This window comes from Nitrospirillum guaranorum (assembly GCF_034653275.1).
GTDB lineage: Bacteria > Pseudomonadota > Alphaproteobacteria > Azospirillales > Azospirillaceae > Nitrospirillum.
The window spans coordinates 680300-697207 of the sequence record NZ_JAYEES010000002.1 but is presented as its reverse complement, the minus strand read 5'-3'; the positions used below and the strand labels follow the sequence as shown (position 1 = coordinate 697207).

The 16908-nt window shown below is 66.4% G+C and carries 15 protein-coding genes; 14 read left to right on the top strand and 1 reads right to left on the bottom strand.

Features of this window, described 5'->3' with window-relative positions:
- Nucleotides 1-170: 170 nt before the first annotated feature.
- Nucleotides 171-1142 (bottom strand): FHA domain-containing protein, encoded by a 972-nt coding sequence (locus tag UAJ10_RS08670; protein WP_322914983.1) that lies wholly within the window; start codon nucleotides 1140-1142, stop codon nucleotides 171-173.
- Between the two features lie 973 nt (nucleotides 1143-2115).
- On the opposite strand from UAJ10_RS08670, the gene UAJ10_RS08665 reads away from it, so the two are divergent.
- From UAJ10_RS08665 to UAJ10_RS08600, 14 genes are all read left to right on the top strand, one after another.
- Nucleotides 2116-4566 carry a type VI secretion system Vgr family protein gene (locus tag UAJ10_RS08665; RefSeq protein WP_322914982.1) on the top strand — a complete coding sequence of 817 codons (2451 nt, stop codon included), beginning with the start codon at nucleotides 2116-2118 and terminating at the stop codon, nucleotides 4564-4566.
- A gap of 116 nt (nucleotides 4567-4682) precedes the next feature.
- Nucleotides 4683-5714 (top strand): DcrB/PsbP domain-containing protein, encoded by a 1032-nt coding sequence (locus UAJ10_RS08660; RefSeq protein ID WP_322914981.1) that lies wholly within the window; start codon nucleotides 4683-4685, stop codon nucleotides 5712-5714.
- Nucleotides 5715-5878: 164 nt separating this feature from the next.
- The gene (locus UAJ10_RS08655) at nucleotides 5879-6190 is read left to right on the top strand and encodes a hypothetical protein (RefSeq protein WP_322914980.1); all 312 of its coding nucleotides are present in this window, start codon (nucleotides 5879-5881) and stop codon (nucleotides 6188-6190) included.
- An 8-nt stretch (nucleotides 6191-6198) separates the two neighbouring features.
- Nucleotides 6199-7917: a type VI secretion system Vgr family protein gene (locus tag UAJ10_RS08650; protein WP_322914979.1), complete on the top strand. Its 1719-nt coding sequence runs from the start codon at nucleotides 6199-6201 to the stop codon at nucleotides 7915-7917.
- Between the two features lie 55 nt (nucleotides 7918-7972).
- Nucleotides 7973-8830: a hypothetical protein gene (locus tag UAJ10_RS08645; RefSeq protein ID WP_322914978.1), complete on the top strand. Its 858-nt coding sequence runs from the start codon at nucleotides 7973-7975 to the stop codon at nucleotides 8828-8830.
- A gap of 12 nt (nucleotides 8831-8842) precedes the next feature.
- Nucleotides 8843-9292 carry a DcrB-related protein gene (locus UAJ10_RS08640; protein ID WP_322914977.1) on the top strand — a complete coding sequence of 150 codons (450 nt, stop codon included), beginning with the start codon at nucleotides 8843-8845 and terminating at the stop codon, nucleotides 9290-9292.
- A 2-nt stretch (nucleotides 9293-9294) separates the two neighbouring features.
- Nucleotides 9295-13758: an RHS repeat-associated core domain-containing protein gene (locus tag UAJ10_RS08635; RefSeq protein ID WP_322914976.1), complete on the top strand. Its 4464-nt coding sequence runs from the start codon at nucleotides 9295-9297 to the stop codon at nucleotides 13756-13758.
- Nucleotides 13759-13769: 11 nt separating this feature from the next.
- On the top strand, nucleotides 13770-13982 hold the full coding sequence (locus UAJ10_RS08630) for a hypothetical protein (RefSeq protein WP_322914975.1): 213 nt from the start codon (nucleotides 13770-13772) through the stop codon (nucleotides 13980-13982).
- Nucleotides 13983-14546: 564 nt separating this feature from the next.
- The gene (locus tag UAJ10_RS08625; RefSeq protein WP_322914974.1) at nucleotides 14547-14957 is read left to right on the top strand and encodes a hypothetical protein; all 411 of its coding nucleotides are present in this window, start codon (nucleotides 14547-14549) and stop codon (nucleotides 14955-14957) included.
- Between the two features lie 139 nt (nucleotides 14958-15096).
- On the top strand, nucleotides 15097-15360 hold the full coding sequence (locus UAJ10_RS08620; protein WP_322914973.1) for a hypothetical protein: 264 nt from the start codon (nucleotides 15097-15099) through the stop codon (nucleotides 15358-15360).
- Between the two features lie 14 nt (nucleotides 15361-15374).
- On the top strand, nucleotides 15375-15734 hold the full coding sequence (locus tag UAJ10_RS08615) for a hypothetical protein (RefSeq protein ID WP_322914972.1): 360 nt from the start codon (nucleotides 15375-15377) through the stop codon (nucleotides 15732-15734).
- A 36-nt stretch (nucleotides 15735-15770) separates the two neighbouring features.
- A complete protein-coding gene (locus UAJ10_RS08610) occupies nucleotides 15771-16025 on the top strand; it encodes an Imm74 family immunity protein (RefSeq protein ID WP_322914971.1) in 255 nt (84 codons plus the stop codon).
- A gap of 10 nt (nucleotides 16026-16035) precedes the next feature.
- Nucleotides 16036-16356, top strand: a complete 321-nt coding sequence (locus UAJ10_RS08605; RefSeq protein ID WP_322914970.1) for a hypothetical protein — start codon at nucleotides 16036-16038, stop codon at nucleotides 16354-16356.
- 119 nt (nucleotides 16357-16475) lie between these two features.
- Nucleotides 16476-16853, top strand: a complete 378-nt coding sequence (locus tag UAJ10_RS08600) for a hypothetical protein (RefSeq protein ID WP_322914969.1) — start codon at nucleotides 16476-16478, stop codon at nucleotides 16851-16853.
- Nucleotides 16854-16908 lie beyond the last annotated feature (55 nt).

Below are 16908 nucleotides of genomic sequence, written 5' to 3'. Positions count from 1 at the left end.
CTCGAACACGTCATTCGGGATCTGGGGGCCCGGGCTCGGGGCTTGCGTGGGGGCCGGCTGGGCCTGGGCGGACGAGGCGGCCGGCGCCGCCTGCGCCGTCGGCGGCGGCGGGGCGACCGGGACGGGCTGCGCCACCGGGGGCATGGCCGGCGTGGCCAGCGCCGCCGGGCTCAGGGTGCCCAGACCCACGACAGGGGCGACAGCGGGGGAAACGGGGGGACCACCGGCTGGGGGCGCACCGGGGCGGCGGCGGGATTGATGGGCAGAATGGTGGCGCCGGCGCCATTGACCGGGCCAGCGGGGGCGGGGCTGGAAACGGCCGGGTTGGCGATGCGGGCCGCGGCCTGGCCGTTGCGGGTCCCGGCGAAGGCCTCCGCCATCACCTGGGCGGCGGCGCTGACGGACTCCAGCTCATCCTGCGCGCCGACACCATCGACGCCTTCGGCCTGCCAGTCCATGGGGATGACGGGATGCTTGACCTCAGGCGCCTCGAAATAGGCGCCGGTACCGGAATGGGCGGCCAGCGACGGGGCCAGCGCGCCACCGAACGGCGCCTCCACCTCCGCCTCCCCTTCCCCCAGCATGTCGGTCAGTTGCATCTCCGCGACGCGGTCGCCGGCCAGCACCTGGGTCAGCGACGGGGCGTAGCCGGTGTGGCCGCTGTTCAGCCCCTCCAGGCCGTAGTGCATGTCCGGGTCGGTCATGGCGCCGCCGGGCATGTCCGATCCGGACAGGGGATGGCCGATACCGGCGCCCCGGCCGGCACCGTTCATGCCGATGCCGTTCATCATCGCCATGGGGGACACCGAGGCCGCCGCGTGCTCGCTGATTTCCAGGCGCAGGGTGCAAGGGCCCAGGTTGATGACATCGCCGTCGTTCACCGGCTGGCTGTTGCCCCGGCCCAAGGGGGCGGCCGCCCCGCCGACATAGACACCATTGGTGCTGGTGTCCGTCACGAAATAGGTCTGGCCGCGCAGCTCTATCCGGCAGTGCTGCTTCGACAGGTGGCGCTGGGGGTCGTTGACCACCCAGTCGTTTTCGGCGCCACGGCCGATGCTGAAGCTCGCGCCATCGCAGACGCGGGTTTCGCCTTCGGATATGGAGCAATCCCCGGCCGAAAGAACCCGTAAGACAAGGGCCATCTGATCCTCGCTGGGCAAGGACGGCATTGGCGACGTCACCGAGAGGTCGACAATGTGTCCAATCTTTTAACGATAAATTTACCAAGCAATGCACGCTGATATAATTCGGAAGATAGTTCCGTCGACCCCCCAGAAACGGTTCTCGGTGGCGTATCCAGATAGAGGTAGAGACGTGGATGGGTTGCGCCTGCCCCCAGTCATAGGGCATAGCTTCAAAGTATATTTTGAACGAAATTTTAATCGATATTTTAAGCAACGACCCTTGTAATTGCTGAGAAAAACCCGGAAGCCTATTCCTTATCCAGCGGTTCTATAACCTGCGGGATCAAGCGGATATATACCTGCGCAACCTAGGTAATATGACCTGGAAAACAGGAGGCGCGGCTCCCCTTGGAACCAGCTTTCCATCCATGGGTCCAGCCCAATAACGCGTTAATACGAAGGTGCCAATCCCCGTTAAGCGCCCGGAAATCCTTGGAGTTTCGTCTGCCTTGAGGGGAAAGGCGGCATTTCAGCAGGCCGCTGGCCATGCCATCAGGATATGCGCCATCACCTTCACTATATCGGACGGGCGTAAACCATTCGTGTAGTGGCGAAGGGGCCGCTATCAAGTCAGCATTGAAAGCATGCGCGTTCATTTCTGTAGTAACAGTTGATTTTTAAAGCCACTTCAACATGGATGGCTCTCCCGTTCATCCATCGTTAAAGAATAAAATGCGTCACTTTCTTGCCGTATTCATGACGGCATAGGAAACACGCCCAGCGCGCGCGGCCCTTGACGCCCCGCCGCCGGCCCATAGTTCTGTGTCGCGTCAAGTCATAGGAGTGGCCGGGAAGTTTTGAAATCGCACCGTGTGAACGGTGCATCAACAAGTGGTGGTAGTAGCGGCCAGGCGGCCAGCCCGCCGCGACTGAGCACGCCGTGACTGAGCACGTTCGGCGCGCGCCCGTCCGCCGGGCAGACGAGGATTTGATGGACGGTTACACGCAAGCGGAACGGTTGCTGGGGATCGAGAGCCCCTTGGGGCCCGACCAGCTGTTGCTGGAGGCGCTGGAGGGGACGGAGGGCGTGTCGACGCCCTTCGAGTTCCGCGCGACCGTGCGCGCCATGGACGACAACGTCGACCCCGCCGCCCTGGTGGCGCAGAGCGTGGACCTGAAGCTGCGCCTGGACGAAGGCAGCTACCGCGTCTTCAACGGCGTCGTCGCTTCCCTGACCGGCGGCCACGCCGCCTCGCGCGGGCAGCGCCACTACGTCCTGCGCGTCGTCCCCCGCCTCTGGTTCCTGACCCGCACCAGCGACTGCCGCATCTTCCAGAACAAGACCACCCTCGACATCCTGGAGACCATCTTCGGCGAACTGGGCGTCACCCAGTACGACTTCTCCGGCGTCAGCGCCCCGCCCCCGCGCGAGTACTGCGTGCAGTACCGCGAGACCGACTTCGCCTTCGTCTCCCGCCTGATGGAGGAGGATGGCCTCTACTACTTCTTCCGGCACGAGGCGGGGAAGCACACCCTGGTCCTGGGCTCCCAGACCTCCGCCTACCAGACGGGCGATGAGCCGCTGATCCCCTTCAGCGCCACCTCCTCCCGCTCCAACCACATCACCGAGTGGCACCGCAGCCACGCCTACCAGGCCAGCGCCTGGGCCATGACCGACTACAACTTCCAGACCAGCAAGCTGGACCTGAAGCGGACCGTCCCCACCGTCTCCACCTACAGCCAGGACCCCCAGCACGAGCACTTCGACTATCCCGGCCTGCACGACAGCGCCGGCGATGGCGAGCGCCGCGCCAAGCTGGCCATGCAGGCGGAGGAGGTGGAGCGCGAGACCGTGCAGGGCGCCAGCGACTGCCGTTCCATGACCCCCTGCGGCCGCTTCCAGCTGACCGACCATCCCGTCGCCGCCGAGAACGGCGCCTATGTCGTGCTCTCCGCCAGCCACCGGGCCAGCGACCTCAGCTACGAGGGCGGCGGCGCCAGCCACTCCGGCTACGCCAACCACTTCACCTGCCTGCCGGCCGCCACCCCCTTCGTCCCCCGGCGCGTCACGCCCCGCCCCACCATCTCCGGCCTGCAGACCGCCGTCGTGGTCGGCCCCAAGGGCCAGGAGATCCACACCGACAAGCACGGCCGCGTGAAGGTGCAGTTCTTCTGGGACCGGCGCGGCCAGTCCAACGAGGCCAGCTCCTGCTGGGTCCGCGTGGCGCAAGGCTGGGCCGGCCGCGGCTTCGGCGCCCAGACCATCCCCCGCATGGGCATGGAGGTCGTCGTCGCCTTCCTGGAGGGCAACCCCGACCGACCCGTCATCCTGGGCTCCGTCCCCAATTCCGAAACCACCGCCCCCCTGGGCCTGCCCGCCCAGAAGACCCAGACAACCTTCCGAACCGCCAGCAGCCCAGGCGGCGGCGGATTCAACCTCTTCACACTCGAGGACAAGGCCGGCGCCGAGGAAATCGCCTTCCACTCACAAAAAGACCTCTCCATGGTCGTCCAGAACAACGCTTTCGAGACGGTGACCAAGGCGTCGGTGCGCCAGGCGGGGCAGGTGCTGGCCTTCAAGGTGGGCAACAGTTCCATCCAGTTCACGCCGGACAACATCATCCTGTCCAGCAACGGCAGCACCGCCGTGCTGGACAAGGACGGCATCCGCCACAAGGGCGGCAAGATCTGGCTGAACATGAAGGAGCCGGCACCGGCCAAGCCGCCGGACCAGGACTTCAAGGCCGAGGGCTCCGCCTGGGCGGCCAACAAGACCACCGGCCCCGTCACCGCAAAGGTTCTGGGCGCGGAGGGATCGATCACCGCCCACGCCGACCCGACCAAGGCGACGGTGGACGCCAAGGGCGAAATCGCCATGGCCCGCATTTCCGCAAAGGGCAAGAACAGCTGGGGCGAAGTTTCCGGCGGCATGGACATCTTCGCCGTGGAGGGCACGGGCCACGCCGGCGTCACCACCAACGGCCTGGGCGCCCAGGGTGAAGCCAAGGCGGCCATGCAGCGCGTCACCGGCGAAGGCATCGCGGGCGACCTGAACAAGGGCGGCCTTGGGGTGAAGGGCACGGGCGAGCTGTTCTCCGCCGATGCCAAGGGCCAAGCCCTGCTGGGGGACGACGGCCGCTATGTGGGCGCCGCGCTGGGCGGCAAGGCCGGGGCCCGCGTGGCCCAGGCCAGCGCGGAAGAGAACGTGACCATCCCCATCGGCTGGCTGCCCGGCGTGCCCGATGACTGGACCATCGCCGTGAAGGGCGAACAGGGCGTTTCCGCCGGCAGCGCCGGCATCGGCGCCGGTGGCTACGGCTACTACGACCGGGTGGACCAGCGGACGCATGCCGGCATCTTCGGCGATATCGAAGCCGGCCTGGGCATCAAGACCGGCCTGGATGCCAGCATAGGCCCCGCCCCCAAGGGAGGTGCCCCATGACGCCCCATGTCCGACAGGACCGAGGCGTCCTATTCTTCATCCTGGCGGCTGGCCTGCTTGCCGCCCTTACACCGCGTACCCACGCCGCGGAGACCATCACCGCGAAGGAACGACCCATGGCAGACCTGCGAACCACCGTTCAAGCCACCCGCGCGGAGGTGGAGCGCGACTATCTGCACCAGGCTTTCCCCAGCCCGGTTCCGGCCTTCGCCTTTGAAGTGATGATTCCCAAGAATTGGCAGTGGTTCGAAAAGGACGGGCGGCCCGCCAAGGCGGACGGCGGCCTGCAACTGCTGGCCCGGTACGGCGGGCAAAGCCAGGACGCCATCATCGAGGTCTACGCCCAGCAGATCGAACGCGAGGTGGCGCCGGAGGATTGGCTGGATCCCTGGATGGCGGCGAACCACTACACCGTGGTGGCCCGCCGCAGCATTCCCTCGGACGCGGGGCGCAACGCCGACGTGCTCGCCTCGCGCACCGTGCAAGGCCAGCCCTATCTCTACCGGCTGCGCACCTTCAAGAACGGCAAGTTCATCTACCTGCTGCACAGCTTCGCCCCCGAACGCCGCTATACCACGGCGGAGGACACCTTCCTGGTGGCGGTCGCCTCCTTCAAGCTGACGGAGGCCAAGCCCCAGCCCTACATGGAAATCCTTCAGGACGTCGCCCTGAACAAGGTCTTCCAGCTGGGCTTCAAGGTGCCGGCATCCTGGACGGTGCGGGCGGACGAAAGCGTCGATGCCGATTGCCAGTCCTGGGGCTTGTCCAATGGCACGGGCGCGGACCGGGCCGGCATGATCAACGTCTACACCGCCCCGCGCGGCCGCTTTCGCGCGCCCGACCAGATCGCCCACCTGGTGGCGGACGGGATGCGGCAGCTGGGCGCCAGTTTCGCCGACGGCACGCTGCGCGAGGTGCCCACGGGCACCGCCGGGGTTACCTTCTGGACGGCGGACAGCCCCGCGACGCTGGGCCAGCGCTCCGCCCTGGTGCGGCAGACGGTGATCGCCACGGCCAAGGGCTGGGCGGTCTTCACCCTGGTCACGCCTGCCGGCCCTTCCGATCCCTACCTGGTGACGGCCATCAACAAACGCGCCTTCGACATCGCCATCACCAGCCTGTTGACCGCCTTGGCACCGGCAGGCTGATCCGCCATGTCCCTGTCCCCCCCATCACCCCACCGCCGACCCTGGGCCTGCTGGCCTCCCTGGCCGCGCGCCTGCCGGATCGGGAGCGGACGCCCAGGGCGTTCCTGGCCCTGTTCGGACTGCTGGGCGCCTGCCTGGCCCTGCTGGCCCTTGGCGGCAAGTCCATGTCCATGGTGATGGCGGCCCCCCTGCTGGCCGCCGCCGGCGTGGCGGCGCTGTCGCTGTTCCTGATGGTCGGCCTGCTGCAGTGGCGTGCGACCATCAAGGCCTGGGTGGCCAGGACCGGGGGGACCGGCGCGTTGCCCGGCCTGTGGCGCCTGTTCCTGGCACCCTACCCCAAGGCGGACGTCGACCACATGGCGGCGACCGGCCGCCTGCCCGAGTTGATGGCCTTTTCCATGATCATGATCATCGTGTCCGGCCTGGTGATCGCCGCCCTTGTCGGCGTTCGACCGGCCGGCGCCCAGCCTATGTGAGGGCACCCATGGACGGTTACACGCAAGCGGAACGGTTGCTGGGGATCGAGAGCCCCTTGGGGCCCGACCAGCTGTTGCTGGAGGCGCTGGAGGGGACGGAGGGCGTGTCCACGCCCTTCGAGTTCCGCGCGACCGTGCGCGCCATGGACGACAACGTCGATCCCGCCGCCCTGGTGGCGCAGAGCGTGGACCTGAAGCTGCGCCTGGACGAGGGCACCTACCGCGTCTTCAACGGCGTCGTCGCCTCGCTCACCGGCGGCCACGCCGCCTCGCGCGGGCAGCGCCACTACGTCCTGCGCGTCGTCCCCCGCCTCTGGTTCCTGACCCGCACCAGCGACTGCCGCATCTTCCAGAACAAGACCACCCTCGACATCCTGGAGACCATCTTCGGCGAGCTGGGCGTCACCCAGTACGACTTCTCCGGCGTCAGCGCCCCGCCCCCGCGCGAGTACTGCGTGCAGTACCGCGAGACCGACTTCGCCTTCGTCTCCCGCCTGATGGAGGAGGACGGCCTCTACTACTTCTTCCGGCATGAGGCGGGGAAGCACACCCTGGTCCTGGGCTCCCAGACCTCCGCCTACCAGACGGGCGATGAGCCGCTGATCCCCTTCAGCGCCACCTCCTCCCGCTCCAACCACATCACCGAGTGGCACCGCAGCCACGCCTACCAGGCCAGCGCCTGGGCCATGACCGACTACAACTTCCAGACCAGCAAGCTGGACCTGAAGCGGACCGTCCCCACCGTCTCCACCTACAGCCAGGACCCCCAGCACGAGCACTTCGACTATCCCGGCCTGCACGACAGCGCCGGCGATGGCGAGCGCCGCGCCAAGCTGGCCATGCAGGCGGAGGAGGTGGAGCGCGAGACCGTGCAGGGCGCCAGCGACTGCCGTTCCATGACCCCCTGCGGCCGCTTCCAGCTGACCGACCATCCCGTCGCCGCCGAGAACGGCGCCTATGTCGTGCTCTCCGCCAGCCACCGGGCCAGCGACCTCAGCTACGAGGGCGGCGGCGCCAGCCACTCCGGCTACGCCAACCACTTCACCTGCCTGCCGGCCGCCACCCCCTTCGTCCCCCGGCGCGTCACGCCCCGCCCCACCATCTCCGGCCTGCAGACCGCCGTCGTGGTCGGCCCCAAGGGCCAGGAGATCCACACCGACAAGCACGGCCGCGTGAAGGTGCAGTTCTTCTGGGACCGGCGCGGCCAGTCCAACGAGGCCAGCTCCTGCTGGGTCCGCGTGGCGCAAGGCTGGGCCGGCCGCGGCTTCGGCGCCCAGACCATCCCCCGCATGGGCATGGAGGTCGTCGTCGCCTTCCTGGAGGGCAACCCCGACCGACCCGTCATCCTGGGCTCCGTCCCCAATTCCGAAACCACCGCCCCCCTGGGCCTGCCCGCCCAGAAGACCCAGACAACCTTCCGAACCGCCAGCAGCCCAGGCGGCGGCGGATTCAACCTCTTCACACTCGAGGACAAGGCCGGCGCCGAGGAAATCGCCTTCCACTCACAAAAAGACCTCTCCATGGTCGTCCAGAACAACATGTTCGAAACCGTCGGCAAGTCCATGGTGAACGTGGCAGGCGAGATGGTGGTGCTGCAGGTGGGCAAAAGCTCCCTGCAGATGACCACCGACCACATCATCCTGACCAGCAACGGCAGCACCGTGGTTCTGGACAAGGACGGCATCAGCCAGGACGGCCAGAAAATCTGGCTCAACTGCAGCGGCTGACACCGACGCGCGCGATCCCAAGCCAGACACCTTCATTCTCCCGGGAGATTTCCGGATGTTCGACCTTCCCGCCCTGATCCAGCCCGGCGCCATCGGCGCCAGCCTCGGCATCCAGCCCTACACGCCCCTGTCCATGTCGGCGGCGCCGGCCGGCTTCGGTTCCGCCGGCGACCTCGGGGCGCTGGCCAACGCCGCCGCGCCGGCCCTGCCCTCCTCCGTCGGCGCCCCCCTGGGCAGTGCCGCGCAGGCGGCCCAGTTGCTGGGTGGCGGCGGCACGTCGGCGGGCGGCCTGGGCCAGGCGGCGCCCGGCCTGCTGGGCGGCGGTTCCGGCTTGGCCACCCCCTCCTTGGGCGCGCCCGCTCTGGGCGCCCCTTCCCTAGCCAGCCCAGCCATCCCCGGCGCCTCCAGCATTCCCGGTGCGTCGACGGCGTCGGGCCTGTCCAACCTGGCGTCGGCCGCCGGCGTCAACACCGGACTGCCGTCCATACCCCAGGCGCCCGCGGTTGCCGCCCCGTCCCTCTCGGCACCCACCATGGCGGCACCGGCCGTAAGCGCGCCTTCGATGACAACACCCGGGTTCACGTCCCCGACCTTACCCTCCACGGGCCTGACGCAGCCGTCCTACGCCCCACCTTCGGCGATCGCATCCGCCGGGCAGCAGGCTGGATCGTGGGGCCAAGGTGGCGCCCTGCCGGGTGTCCAGGCATCCAGCTACCAGGCGGCCACTTATCAGGCGCCCAGCCTTCAAGCACCAAGCTACCAGGCACCCGCCTTCCAGACGCCGGGCGCGGGGCAGGCCCCCTTGCCGGGTCAAACACCGACCCTGGGCCAGACCGCCTCGGCCCTGCCCAGCACCGGCAACGCGGACGCCGACAGCGCCGTCGCGGTCGCCCGCATCCTGGGCCAGATCTAAAGGAAATCCGCCATGCCGCAGACCTGCCGCACGCTCGACTTCAGCATCCAGCTGCCGGACAGCTGGATCGACCGCTCCATGGTGGCCTGGTCCGCCCCGCCCAGCGGAGGCCCCGTGGTGCCCAACATCATGATCGCCTATGATCGGCCGCAGGCGGAGGAAGGCCTGGGCGCCTACGTCAACCGGCAGCTGAAGGATCTGATCGCACGGGCGCGCAGCTTCCAGCTGATCACCCGGCAGGACGTCATGCTGGCCGGCCGCCCGGCGGTGGAACTGCTGTTCCAATGGGACGGTGGCGCCGGCCCCATCAAGCAGCGCCAGATCTACAGCCTGCTGCCCGATGGCCGCTGCATCACCATCGTCAACACCGCCCGCCTGACGGAGTTCGCGGACGCCGACGCGCAGTTCATGCAGATCCTGAACAGCTTCGCCTGGCCGAGCCCGGCCGGCGCCGGGGCCTGACGATGGACGGCGGCGCGCCGCAGTACGGGGCCGCCCGGCTGGGGGATCCCATCCAGCACACCAGCGCGCTGTCCGGCTTCATCGCCGGGGCGGCCATCGGCCTGGGCGCCGCCCTGGCGGTCATCGCCGTGGTGGGCACGGGCGGGGCGGCGCTGGGCGTCATCGCTGCGGTGGGCGGCGCCATGGCGGCCACCGGCGGCGGCGCCTTGCTGGGCGAGGCGCTGGGCAGCACCTTCACCGACCAGACCGGCGTGATCTCGCCCGACTGCTCCGACAATGTGCTGATCAATGACAAGCCGGCGGCCCGCGCCATCCAGGACGCGGCCGCCTGCTCCCGCGACGGGCCGCCGGACCAGCACATCGCCCAGGGCAGCAAGACGGTCTTCATCAACGGCAAGCCCGCCGCCCGCATCGCCGACAAGCTGGAGTGCGACGGCTCCATCATGGACGGCTCGCACGATGTCTTCATCGGGCGCGAGCCCGGCACCTACATGTCCATCCATGGCGAGGTGCCTGACTGGGCCAACACGGCGGCCGAATACCTGATGATCGGCGGTTCGCTTCTGGCGCTGGGCGCCGGTGCCGCCGGCGCCTTCATGGCGGAAGGGCTGTGCGGCCTGATGACTTTCGGTGAAACCACGGTCATCAGTATGGCAGGGGGCTACGCCGGCTCCAAGGTAGGTGGCGCCATTGGCCAGGCGGTGGGCGGAGAACGGGGACGCATCATCGGCGAAGCCCTGGGCGGCGCCGCCGGCGGCTTCGCCGGCGGCAAGCTGGCCACCCGCTACACCGCCGGCCACCCGGTGGACGTGGCCACGGGCGAGCTGTTCACCCAGGCCACGGATTTCGAGGTGGCGGGCCCCCTGCCCCTGGTGTGGTCGCGCACCTGGATGTCCAGCTCCACCCTGGTGGGGGAGCTGGGGTCCGGCTGGCACCATCCCCACGACATGGTGCTGTACCGCTGGATCAACGGCGGCGGCTGGGCCGCGCGCCTGGCCGACGGGCGCCTGGCCTTCTTCACCGACCCGGCACCCGGCCGCCCCAGCCTGAACGTGGTGGAACGGCTGGTGCTGCACACGGACGGCCAGCGGTATTGGCTGGCCACCTATGGCGGCCTGGCCTACGTGTTCGGTGACCGTGACGAGCGGAGCGGCCTGCGCCACCTGGCGCACGTCGTCGACCCCAACGACAACGCCATCCTCCTACGGCGCGAACCGGGCGGCCGCCTGACCGGCCTCCAGGACAGCGCCGGCCGCGCCTTCGCCGTCACCACGGACGAGGCGGGCCGCATCACCGCCGTCGATGGCCCCGACCCCGCCGGCGGCGACCAGCCCCTGCGCCTGGTCAGCTACGCCTATGACGCGGCCGGCGACCTGGTGGAGGCGCGCGACGCGCGGGGCAACGCCTGGCACTACCGCTACGACAACCACCTGCTGGTGGAGGAGACGCGGCGCGGCGGCCTGCGGTTCCAGTTCGTCTGGGACGACGTCGCGCTGGGCCGCCGTGCCCGCTGCGTCGACACCTGGGGCGTGCACCTGTCCGGCGAGGCGGGCCTGTACCGCGCCCGGATGCTCTACGATGTCCAGGCCCACACCACGGTGGTGACCAATGGCCTGGGCGCCGTCACCCGCTATCGCTGGAACAGCCTGGGCCTGGTGGAGGAGGAGGTGAATCCCCTGGGCGGCGTCACCCGCCATCGCTACGACCCCGCCGGCAACCTGTTGGCCTTGACGGGGCCGGACGGCGGCACCCTGCAACTGACCTACGACGCCCTGGGCCGCCTGGTGCAACGGACCGGGGTCGACGGCGCCGTCACCCACCTGGCGTACGAGGGCGGCGACGTCCCGCCCGACCTGGCGCGGCCGGGCCTGGGGCTGCCCACGCGGGTGACCCGGACCGACGGCAGCGAAGACAGCTTCACCTACGACCGACGCGGCAACCTGGTGACCCACACCGACGCGCTGGGTCACACCACCCGCTATACCCGCGACACCCGCGGCCTGCCGCTGGCCATCCAGGATGCGCTGGGCCTGCTGGCGCGCTTCACCTGGTCCCCCACCGGCGATCTGCTGGCGCAGGGCACGGCGCGCGCCGACCGCCGCCGCTATGCCCATGACGCGCTGGGCCGGGTGGTGGAAATGCGCCGGGGCGAGGACGCGCCCGTGCGGCTGGAGCGCGACGCCAACGGCAACATCACCACCGTCCACCGCCCCGATGGCGGCACGGTGACCCTGGAATACGACGCCGAGGACCACGTCACCCAGCATCGCGACCCGCTGGGCCGCGTGACCCGCTGGCGCTATGACGGCCTGCCTTATCCGGTGGAGCGCACCGCCGCCGATGGCTCCGTCTTCCGCTATCATTACGATAGCGAACTGAACCTGGTGGCCCTGCATAACCAGAAGGGGGAACAGTACCGGCTGGACTATGACCTGGCGGGCCGGCTGGTGGGGGAGACCGGCTTCGACGGCCGGCGGCTGGATTATCACCGCGACATGGCCGGCCTGGTCACCGCCGCCGTGGACCAGGGCCGCGTGACACGATTCAACCGCGACCCCGCCGGGCGCCTGCTGGAGACGCTGTACGCCGACGGAAACAGCCATCGCTTCGGCTATGATCCGCTGGGCCGGCTGCTGTCCGCCGAGACGCCCGACACCCGGGTGGCCTTCACCTATGACGCCGCCGGACGGCCGACGGCGGAGCGGCAGGGCGACCAGGAAATCCGCTTCCACCGGGACGCCCGGGGCCGGCGTGTCGCCACGGTACTGCCCGATGGGCGGCGGCTGGAGGTGGCCTGGGGCCCGGACAATATGCCGGCGGCCGTGGGGCTGGACGGCAAGGCCCTGGCCCGCTTCGCCCGCGACGCCGCGGGGCGGGAGGTGGAGCGCCTGGCCGGCAACGTCCACCAAATCCAGGCCTTCGACCCCCAGGGCCGCCTGGTCCGCCAGGAGGGGCGGCGACGGCCCCAAGGTGCAAGCAGTGTTGGAGCCGGCGGTGGGGGCGGCGGTGGGGGCAGCGGTGAGGCCGTCTACACCCGCGCCTATGGCTATGACGGCGCGGACACCCTGACCGCGATCGAGGACGCGCGGCGGGGGGTGAAACGCTATCACTACGACGCTTGCGACCGCCTGCTGTCGGTGGAGGGCACGACCCCCGAGAGCTTCGTCATAAATCCGGCCGGCAACATCCTGGCCTCGGGCCCCGACGCCACCTTCTGGGGCGGCGAGGCGCGGGGCGACCGGCTGCTGGTCCATGGCGACGCCAAGTTCGAGTATGATGCCTGGGGCAACCGGGTGAAAGAATGGCGCGCGGCCGGCGGCGCCGTGACCGTGGACTACCGCTTTGATGCCGGCAACCGCCTGACGGCGGTGGAGGAGACCAGCCGCCGGGGCACCACCCTCACCCGCTTCGGCTACGACGCCTTCGGCCGCCGCGTGTGGAAGGAAAGCGCGCATACGGTCCCCATCCCGGCCAACGACACGGGCGCCGCCCCGACCGCCGCCGCCCAGCGCACCACCTTCCTCTGGGACGGCGACACCCTGCTGGCCGAAAGCGCCCCGGTGGAGGTCAAGGCGGCGGACGCGGCACCAAAACCCGCCGACCCTCTGGCCACCGTGTATGTCTACGAACCCGGCACCTTCCGCCCCCTGGCCCAGTTGCGCCGGGCGGAACCGGGGCAGCGCGCCCAGGCCTACCACTACCACCTGGACCACCTGGGCACGCCCCAGGAACTGACCAACGACAACGGCGAGGTCGTGTGGGCCGCCGACTACAAGGCCTGGGGCGCGCTCGCCCGCCAGATGGTCGCCACCGTCCCCAACCCCCTGCGCTTCCAGGGCCAGTACCACGACCCAGAAACCGGCCTGCACTATAACCGCCACCGCTATTACGCCCCGGCCGAAGGCTGCTTCATCACCCAGGACCCCATCCGGCTGAGGGGCGGCAGCAACATCGCCGCCTACGCCCCCAACCCGGTGCAGTGGGTGGATCCGATGGGGCTGGCTTGCGGGTTGGAGCTAACCGATGCTCAGAAGGCCGATATCCTTGCCACACCAAAAGGATCGCGCCCTAACCCGAACACATATTTCTCCCGAGATGCGATTGACCGCCATCTGGAGCCCTTCCAATCGGGCGTGACAAAAATAACTTCCTATACGCCCACTGAAAATGTTGGTCCCCCCGGTGGAACTTTCGTGATGCCAAAGTCCGTCGCCGACGAAATGATCAGCAACGCAGGAGGCAGCGTCTCCAAGCTGGAGCAGAGCTTGAGCCTTGAACCAGGCACACTTGGTGATAACCCCATACGGGTTGACATCCCGAATCCCAAGGGGCTCCGCATGCCAGACGGGAATGAACTTGGGGCGAATTCACAATGGGTCCCTGGAGGATATACTGCCGGCGGCATTCCAGAGGCCACTATTGATCCCGCGGTTCCTGGGACCTATACCGCGAATCCGATATTCTAAGAGGAAGCCAAATGATCGTCGCAAGCGCCCACGGCGTGAAAATCATCAAAGAAAACGACACGCTATATGCTCGATATGATCGAGGGGAAATCGTTCCTGAATTTGTGGATGTAGAGATCAGCCAGATAGAGGCCGATAGAATATTGAAAAGCGAAAAAGACGCATATTCTGTTATCATTAACACTCAAAATGAGAATAGGCCACTCAAGAAAGCAATGTCATAGAATAATGTATTAGTTTCTATTAATATATGACCAAAATAAATCCACCGCTATGCCGGTTGGACTAATGTTTATGGTTCGAATAGCGAGGCAGGCCGCCCAGTACTTGTTACCAAAATCGGCAGGTAGTGTTGACTGCCTGCTGGGCGCAGCAAAAATTCGACCAGTCACAGATAGAGGGCTATGACTAAAGAGCGGAAATATATAGAGTTTAACCCGTCGCAAGGTTATCCAGCCGGAAAGAAGATATTCTACGAATGTCTTATTTGCGATAGTGTAGCAGAATCCATGCCACTTCATTTCTCAGAATGCACATGCAGCAATATTGAGATTGACAGAACCGGCGGTAGGACAATAATTATAGATCCAAGTAAAATGAAAATATTCGAGGTAAAATAAAAAGCGCGATAAGATATATCCATATTGAATAGCGTAATATTGTATATTTGGCAAACTAAATTGATCAATCGAAAAACAATCTCCACACATCATTTAGGATATGGTGGCGCAATTTAGGTTTTTACCGCAATTTACGAGGATGTCTGACGCCGCCAGAATGAGGAAAAGATGTTCGACATCAAAACCGGAGAAGTCACAGTTGAGGGAATTTCCCTTCATAAGAGCCAAGATTTAGCCAGTATCACGGTTAGCGGAATATCGTTCTTCAGGGAATTCGATATTGGCAATGGCTGGGTTCACAGAAACTCAGGCCCTCACACTTTTTATGGGAGAAGAATAATCACTTCAATGAAGTTCTTTGCAAAAAAATTAATGGGCTTCAATATATATATTAGCGATATAAATGCGACCGATTCGCAACAAATGAAGCCAGAGCACGATAATTTCCTGGAAAATATTCTTGGGGCACCGGCAGAAATTGATAAATATCATATAATATACAAATATTCTTGGGGCGAAATTATATCTTATTATGACCCCAGAGGGGGCGACTGCGCGATCTCTGTTTCTTGGATTTAATTCAAGAAACTGCATTGAAGTTGCACTTAGATGCTACCTTTCTCTTAAGTGCACCCTAGCTTCTTGTTACGACATCAAGGGCGGCAGCAACTCCATCATCATGACTTGGACATAAGGGCCCATCAGAAGGAGCCGGACGATGAAGGGCGCAGACATCGCCATCAGCCGCGACCATCGCTTCAGCATCGGGGTGGAGCGGGATGGCGGCCGGTTCTATCTGTCCATCCCGGTCAGTAACCGCCTGGTCGATTACGAAGAGCACTACGAGATCAGCCCGACGGAATTCGAGCTCTATCGGCAGGACCTTTCGGTAGCGTTGCCCTTGGTGACCCTGTGCCGACGCCGCCAAGCCGACGACCGGCTGATAACGCCACCGGGCGAAGACCGCGGCGTAGCGACGTAGGAGCGGAGGGCGCCATGGATGGACTGATGACGGTGCGGAAGGGCGAAAGCGTTTCCTGGGTGCGCGAAGATGGTCCCCGCACCCTCTTGGTTCCCGGCGCCGATTCAGCCTACGCGCAGGGCGACCTGTTGTTCGTCCTGACCGCCAACCCAACTGACTTGCCACATAGGTTGAGTGTCTTCGGCCCAGATGGGATGCGGCTGGCGGAACTGCCCTCGCCACCGGGTTTTGTTTTCCAATACCTCTCCCGCCACACCGAGGCAGGGGTGTCCATCGTCTGCGCGGCGGGCAATCCAGCGGAACCGTGGCCGGACTGGCATTTCGGTTATGATCCTGAGGAAGGCGCCTTGGTCCAGCTGGGCCGGGCCTATTGAAGGACAGGCGCTTCATCGTCCTGCGAGAGGCCGAAGATGGACTACACCGTGACCACCGTCGCCCGGGGAGGCGTGTATCTGGAAAGCCGCGCCGGCAAGGCGGTGGCCGACGGCGAGGGCCTCATGCCCGGCGACCAGTTCCGGCCAGGCTATGTCGTCTACCTGAACGCCATCTTCATGCTGGACGCGGCCGGCGCCCGGCGGCCGGCCACCGGGGTCGAGAAGGAAAACATCGTGAGGGCCATCCAGAGCCATTTCGACATCCGGGGGACGCTCGTTGACTTTGAATAAGGCGGCGGCCATGCCGGACGAGGGGATCATCATCACCGAACTGGCCGGGAAACGCGCGGTCGCCCGCGCGGTGACGCCGGCTGACCGGGAGGCCCTGGCCCGGTTGGGCTTCCTGTCGCAGGATGGCCAACTGTCGCGCGCCGTGCCCACGGAAGAAAGCAGGATCGCCCTCATCCGCGCACTGATCGACATCGGCGCGCTGTTCAGCGACGGGCAAGACTGGTGCCCGGCGGAACTGGTCGCCCACTATCGGGAGGCCGGACACATCCACCAACCGTTCCGGGTAATTTCCTGGAATAGCCCAAGTAACTTTCGGATCCGCGAAGCGTGACTGCAGCGGAACCGTATTTGATTCAAAACATTTAGCTCAAGCCCACCCGACAAACCCGCCCCATCCGTCTAAAATCCCTGTACACTTGGGATACACAGTACGGGGAGCCGCCGATGCCCATGAACAAGACCTGGATGACCGCCGCCATCGTCGCCGTCTGCGGCGCGGCCGGGTTCGGGGTCGCCTTCATGCGGTCGTCGTCGCAGCCGTCGCCCTCATCGGAGGTGGCCGATTTCCGCGCCACCATGTCGGCCAACTTCGCCGCCCAATGCTTCCAGGCGGCGCGGTCGTCGTCGCCGGCCGAGGTGACGGACGCCAAGCTGCACAGCTTTTGCGACTGCACCGCCACCCGGGTGAACACGGCCCTGACCGACGCCGACGTCCAGGCGCTGGCGGAGCAGGAACGCAGGGGCGTGACCGCCCCGCCGGCCCTGCTGATGGACAAGGCCAAGCCCATCGCCGCCACCTGCCGCACCGAGGCCGGCCTGGCCGGTTGAGGCCAAGCCATCAGCGGTCAAAGAAAGGGGGCGCCCCCCAGGACGCCCCCCTCAT

Bases quoted from the DNA above. Each gene is read 5' to 3' on its own strand.
- UAJ10_RS08670 (WP_322914983.1), bottom strand. From the start codon at position 1,142: ATGGCCCTTGTCTTACGGGTTCTTTCGGCCGGGGATTGCTCCATATCC.
- UAJ10_RS08665 (WP_322914982.1), top strand. From the start codon at position 2,116: ATGGACGGTTACACGCAAGCGGAACGGTTGCTGGGGATCGAGAGCCCC.
- UAJ10_RS08660 (WP_322914981.1), top strand. From the start codon at position 4,683: ATGGCAGACCTGCGAACCACCGTTCAAGCCACCCGCGCGGAGGTGGAG.
- UAJ10_RS08655 (WP_322914980.1), top strand. From the start codon at position 5,879: ATGTCCATGGTGATGGCGGCCCCCCTGCTGGCCGCCGCCGGCGTGGCG.
- UAJ10_RS08650 (WP_322914979.1), top strand. From the start codon at position 6,199: ATGGACGGTTACACGCAAGCGGAACGGTTGCTGGGGATCGAGAGCCCC.
- UAJ10_RS08645 (WP_322914978.1), top strand. From the start codon at position 7,973: ATGTTCGACCTTCCCGCCCTGATCCAGCCCGGCGCCATCGGCGCCAGC.
- UAJ10_RS08640 (WP_322914977.1), top strand. From the start codon at position 8,843: ATGCCGCAGACCTGCCGCACGCTCGACTTCAGCATCCAGCTGCCGGAC.
- UAJ10_RS08635 (WP_322914976.1), top strand. From the start codon at position 9,295: ATGGACGGCGGCGCGCCGCAGTACGGGGCCGCCCGGCTGGGGGATCCC.
- UAJ10_RS08630 (WP_322914975.1), top strand. From the start codon at position 13,770: ATGATCGTCGCAAGCGCCCACGGCGTGAAAATCATCAAAGAAAACGAC.
- UAJ10_RS08625 (WP_322914974.1), top strand. From the start codon at position 14,547: ATGTTCGACATCAAAACCGGAGAAGTCACAGTTGAGGGAATTTCCCTT.
- UAJ10_RS08620 (WP_322914973.1), top strand. From the start codon at position 15,097: ATGAAGGGCGCAGACATCGCCATCAGCCGCGACCATCGCTTCAGCATC.
- UAJ10_RS08615 (WP_322914972.1), top strand. From the start codon at position 15,375: ATGGATGGACTGATGACGGTGCGGAAGGGCGAAAGCGTTTCCTGGGTG.
- UAJ10_RS08610 (WP_322914971.1), top strand. From the start codon at position 15,771: ATGGACTACACCGTGACCACCGTCGCCCGGGGAGGCGTGTATCTGGAA.
- UAJ10_RS08605 (WP_322914970.1), top strand. From the start codon at position 16,036: ATGCCGGACGAGGGGATCATCATCACCGAACTGGCCGGGAAACGCGCG.
- UAJ10_RS08600 (WP_322914969.1), top strand. From the start codon at position 16,476: ATGAACAAGACCTGGATGACCGCCGCCATCGTCGCCGTCTGCGGCGCG.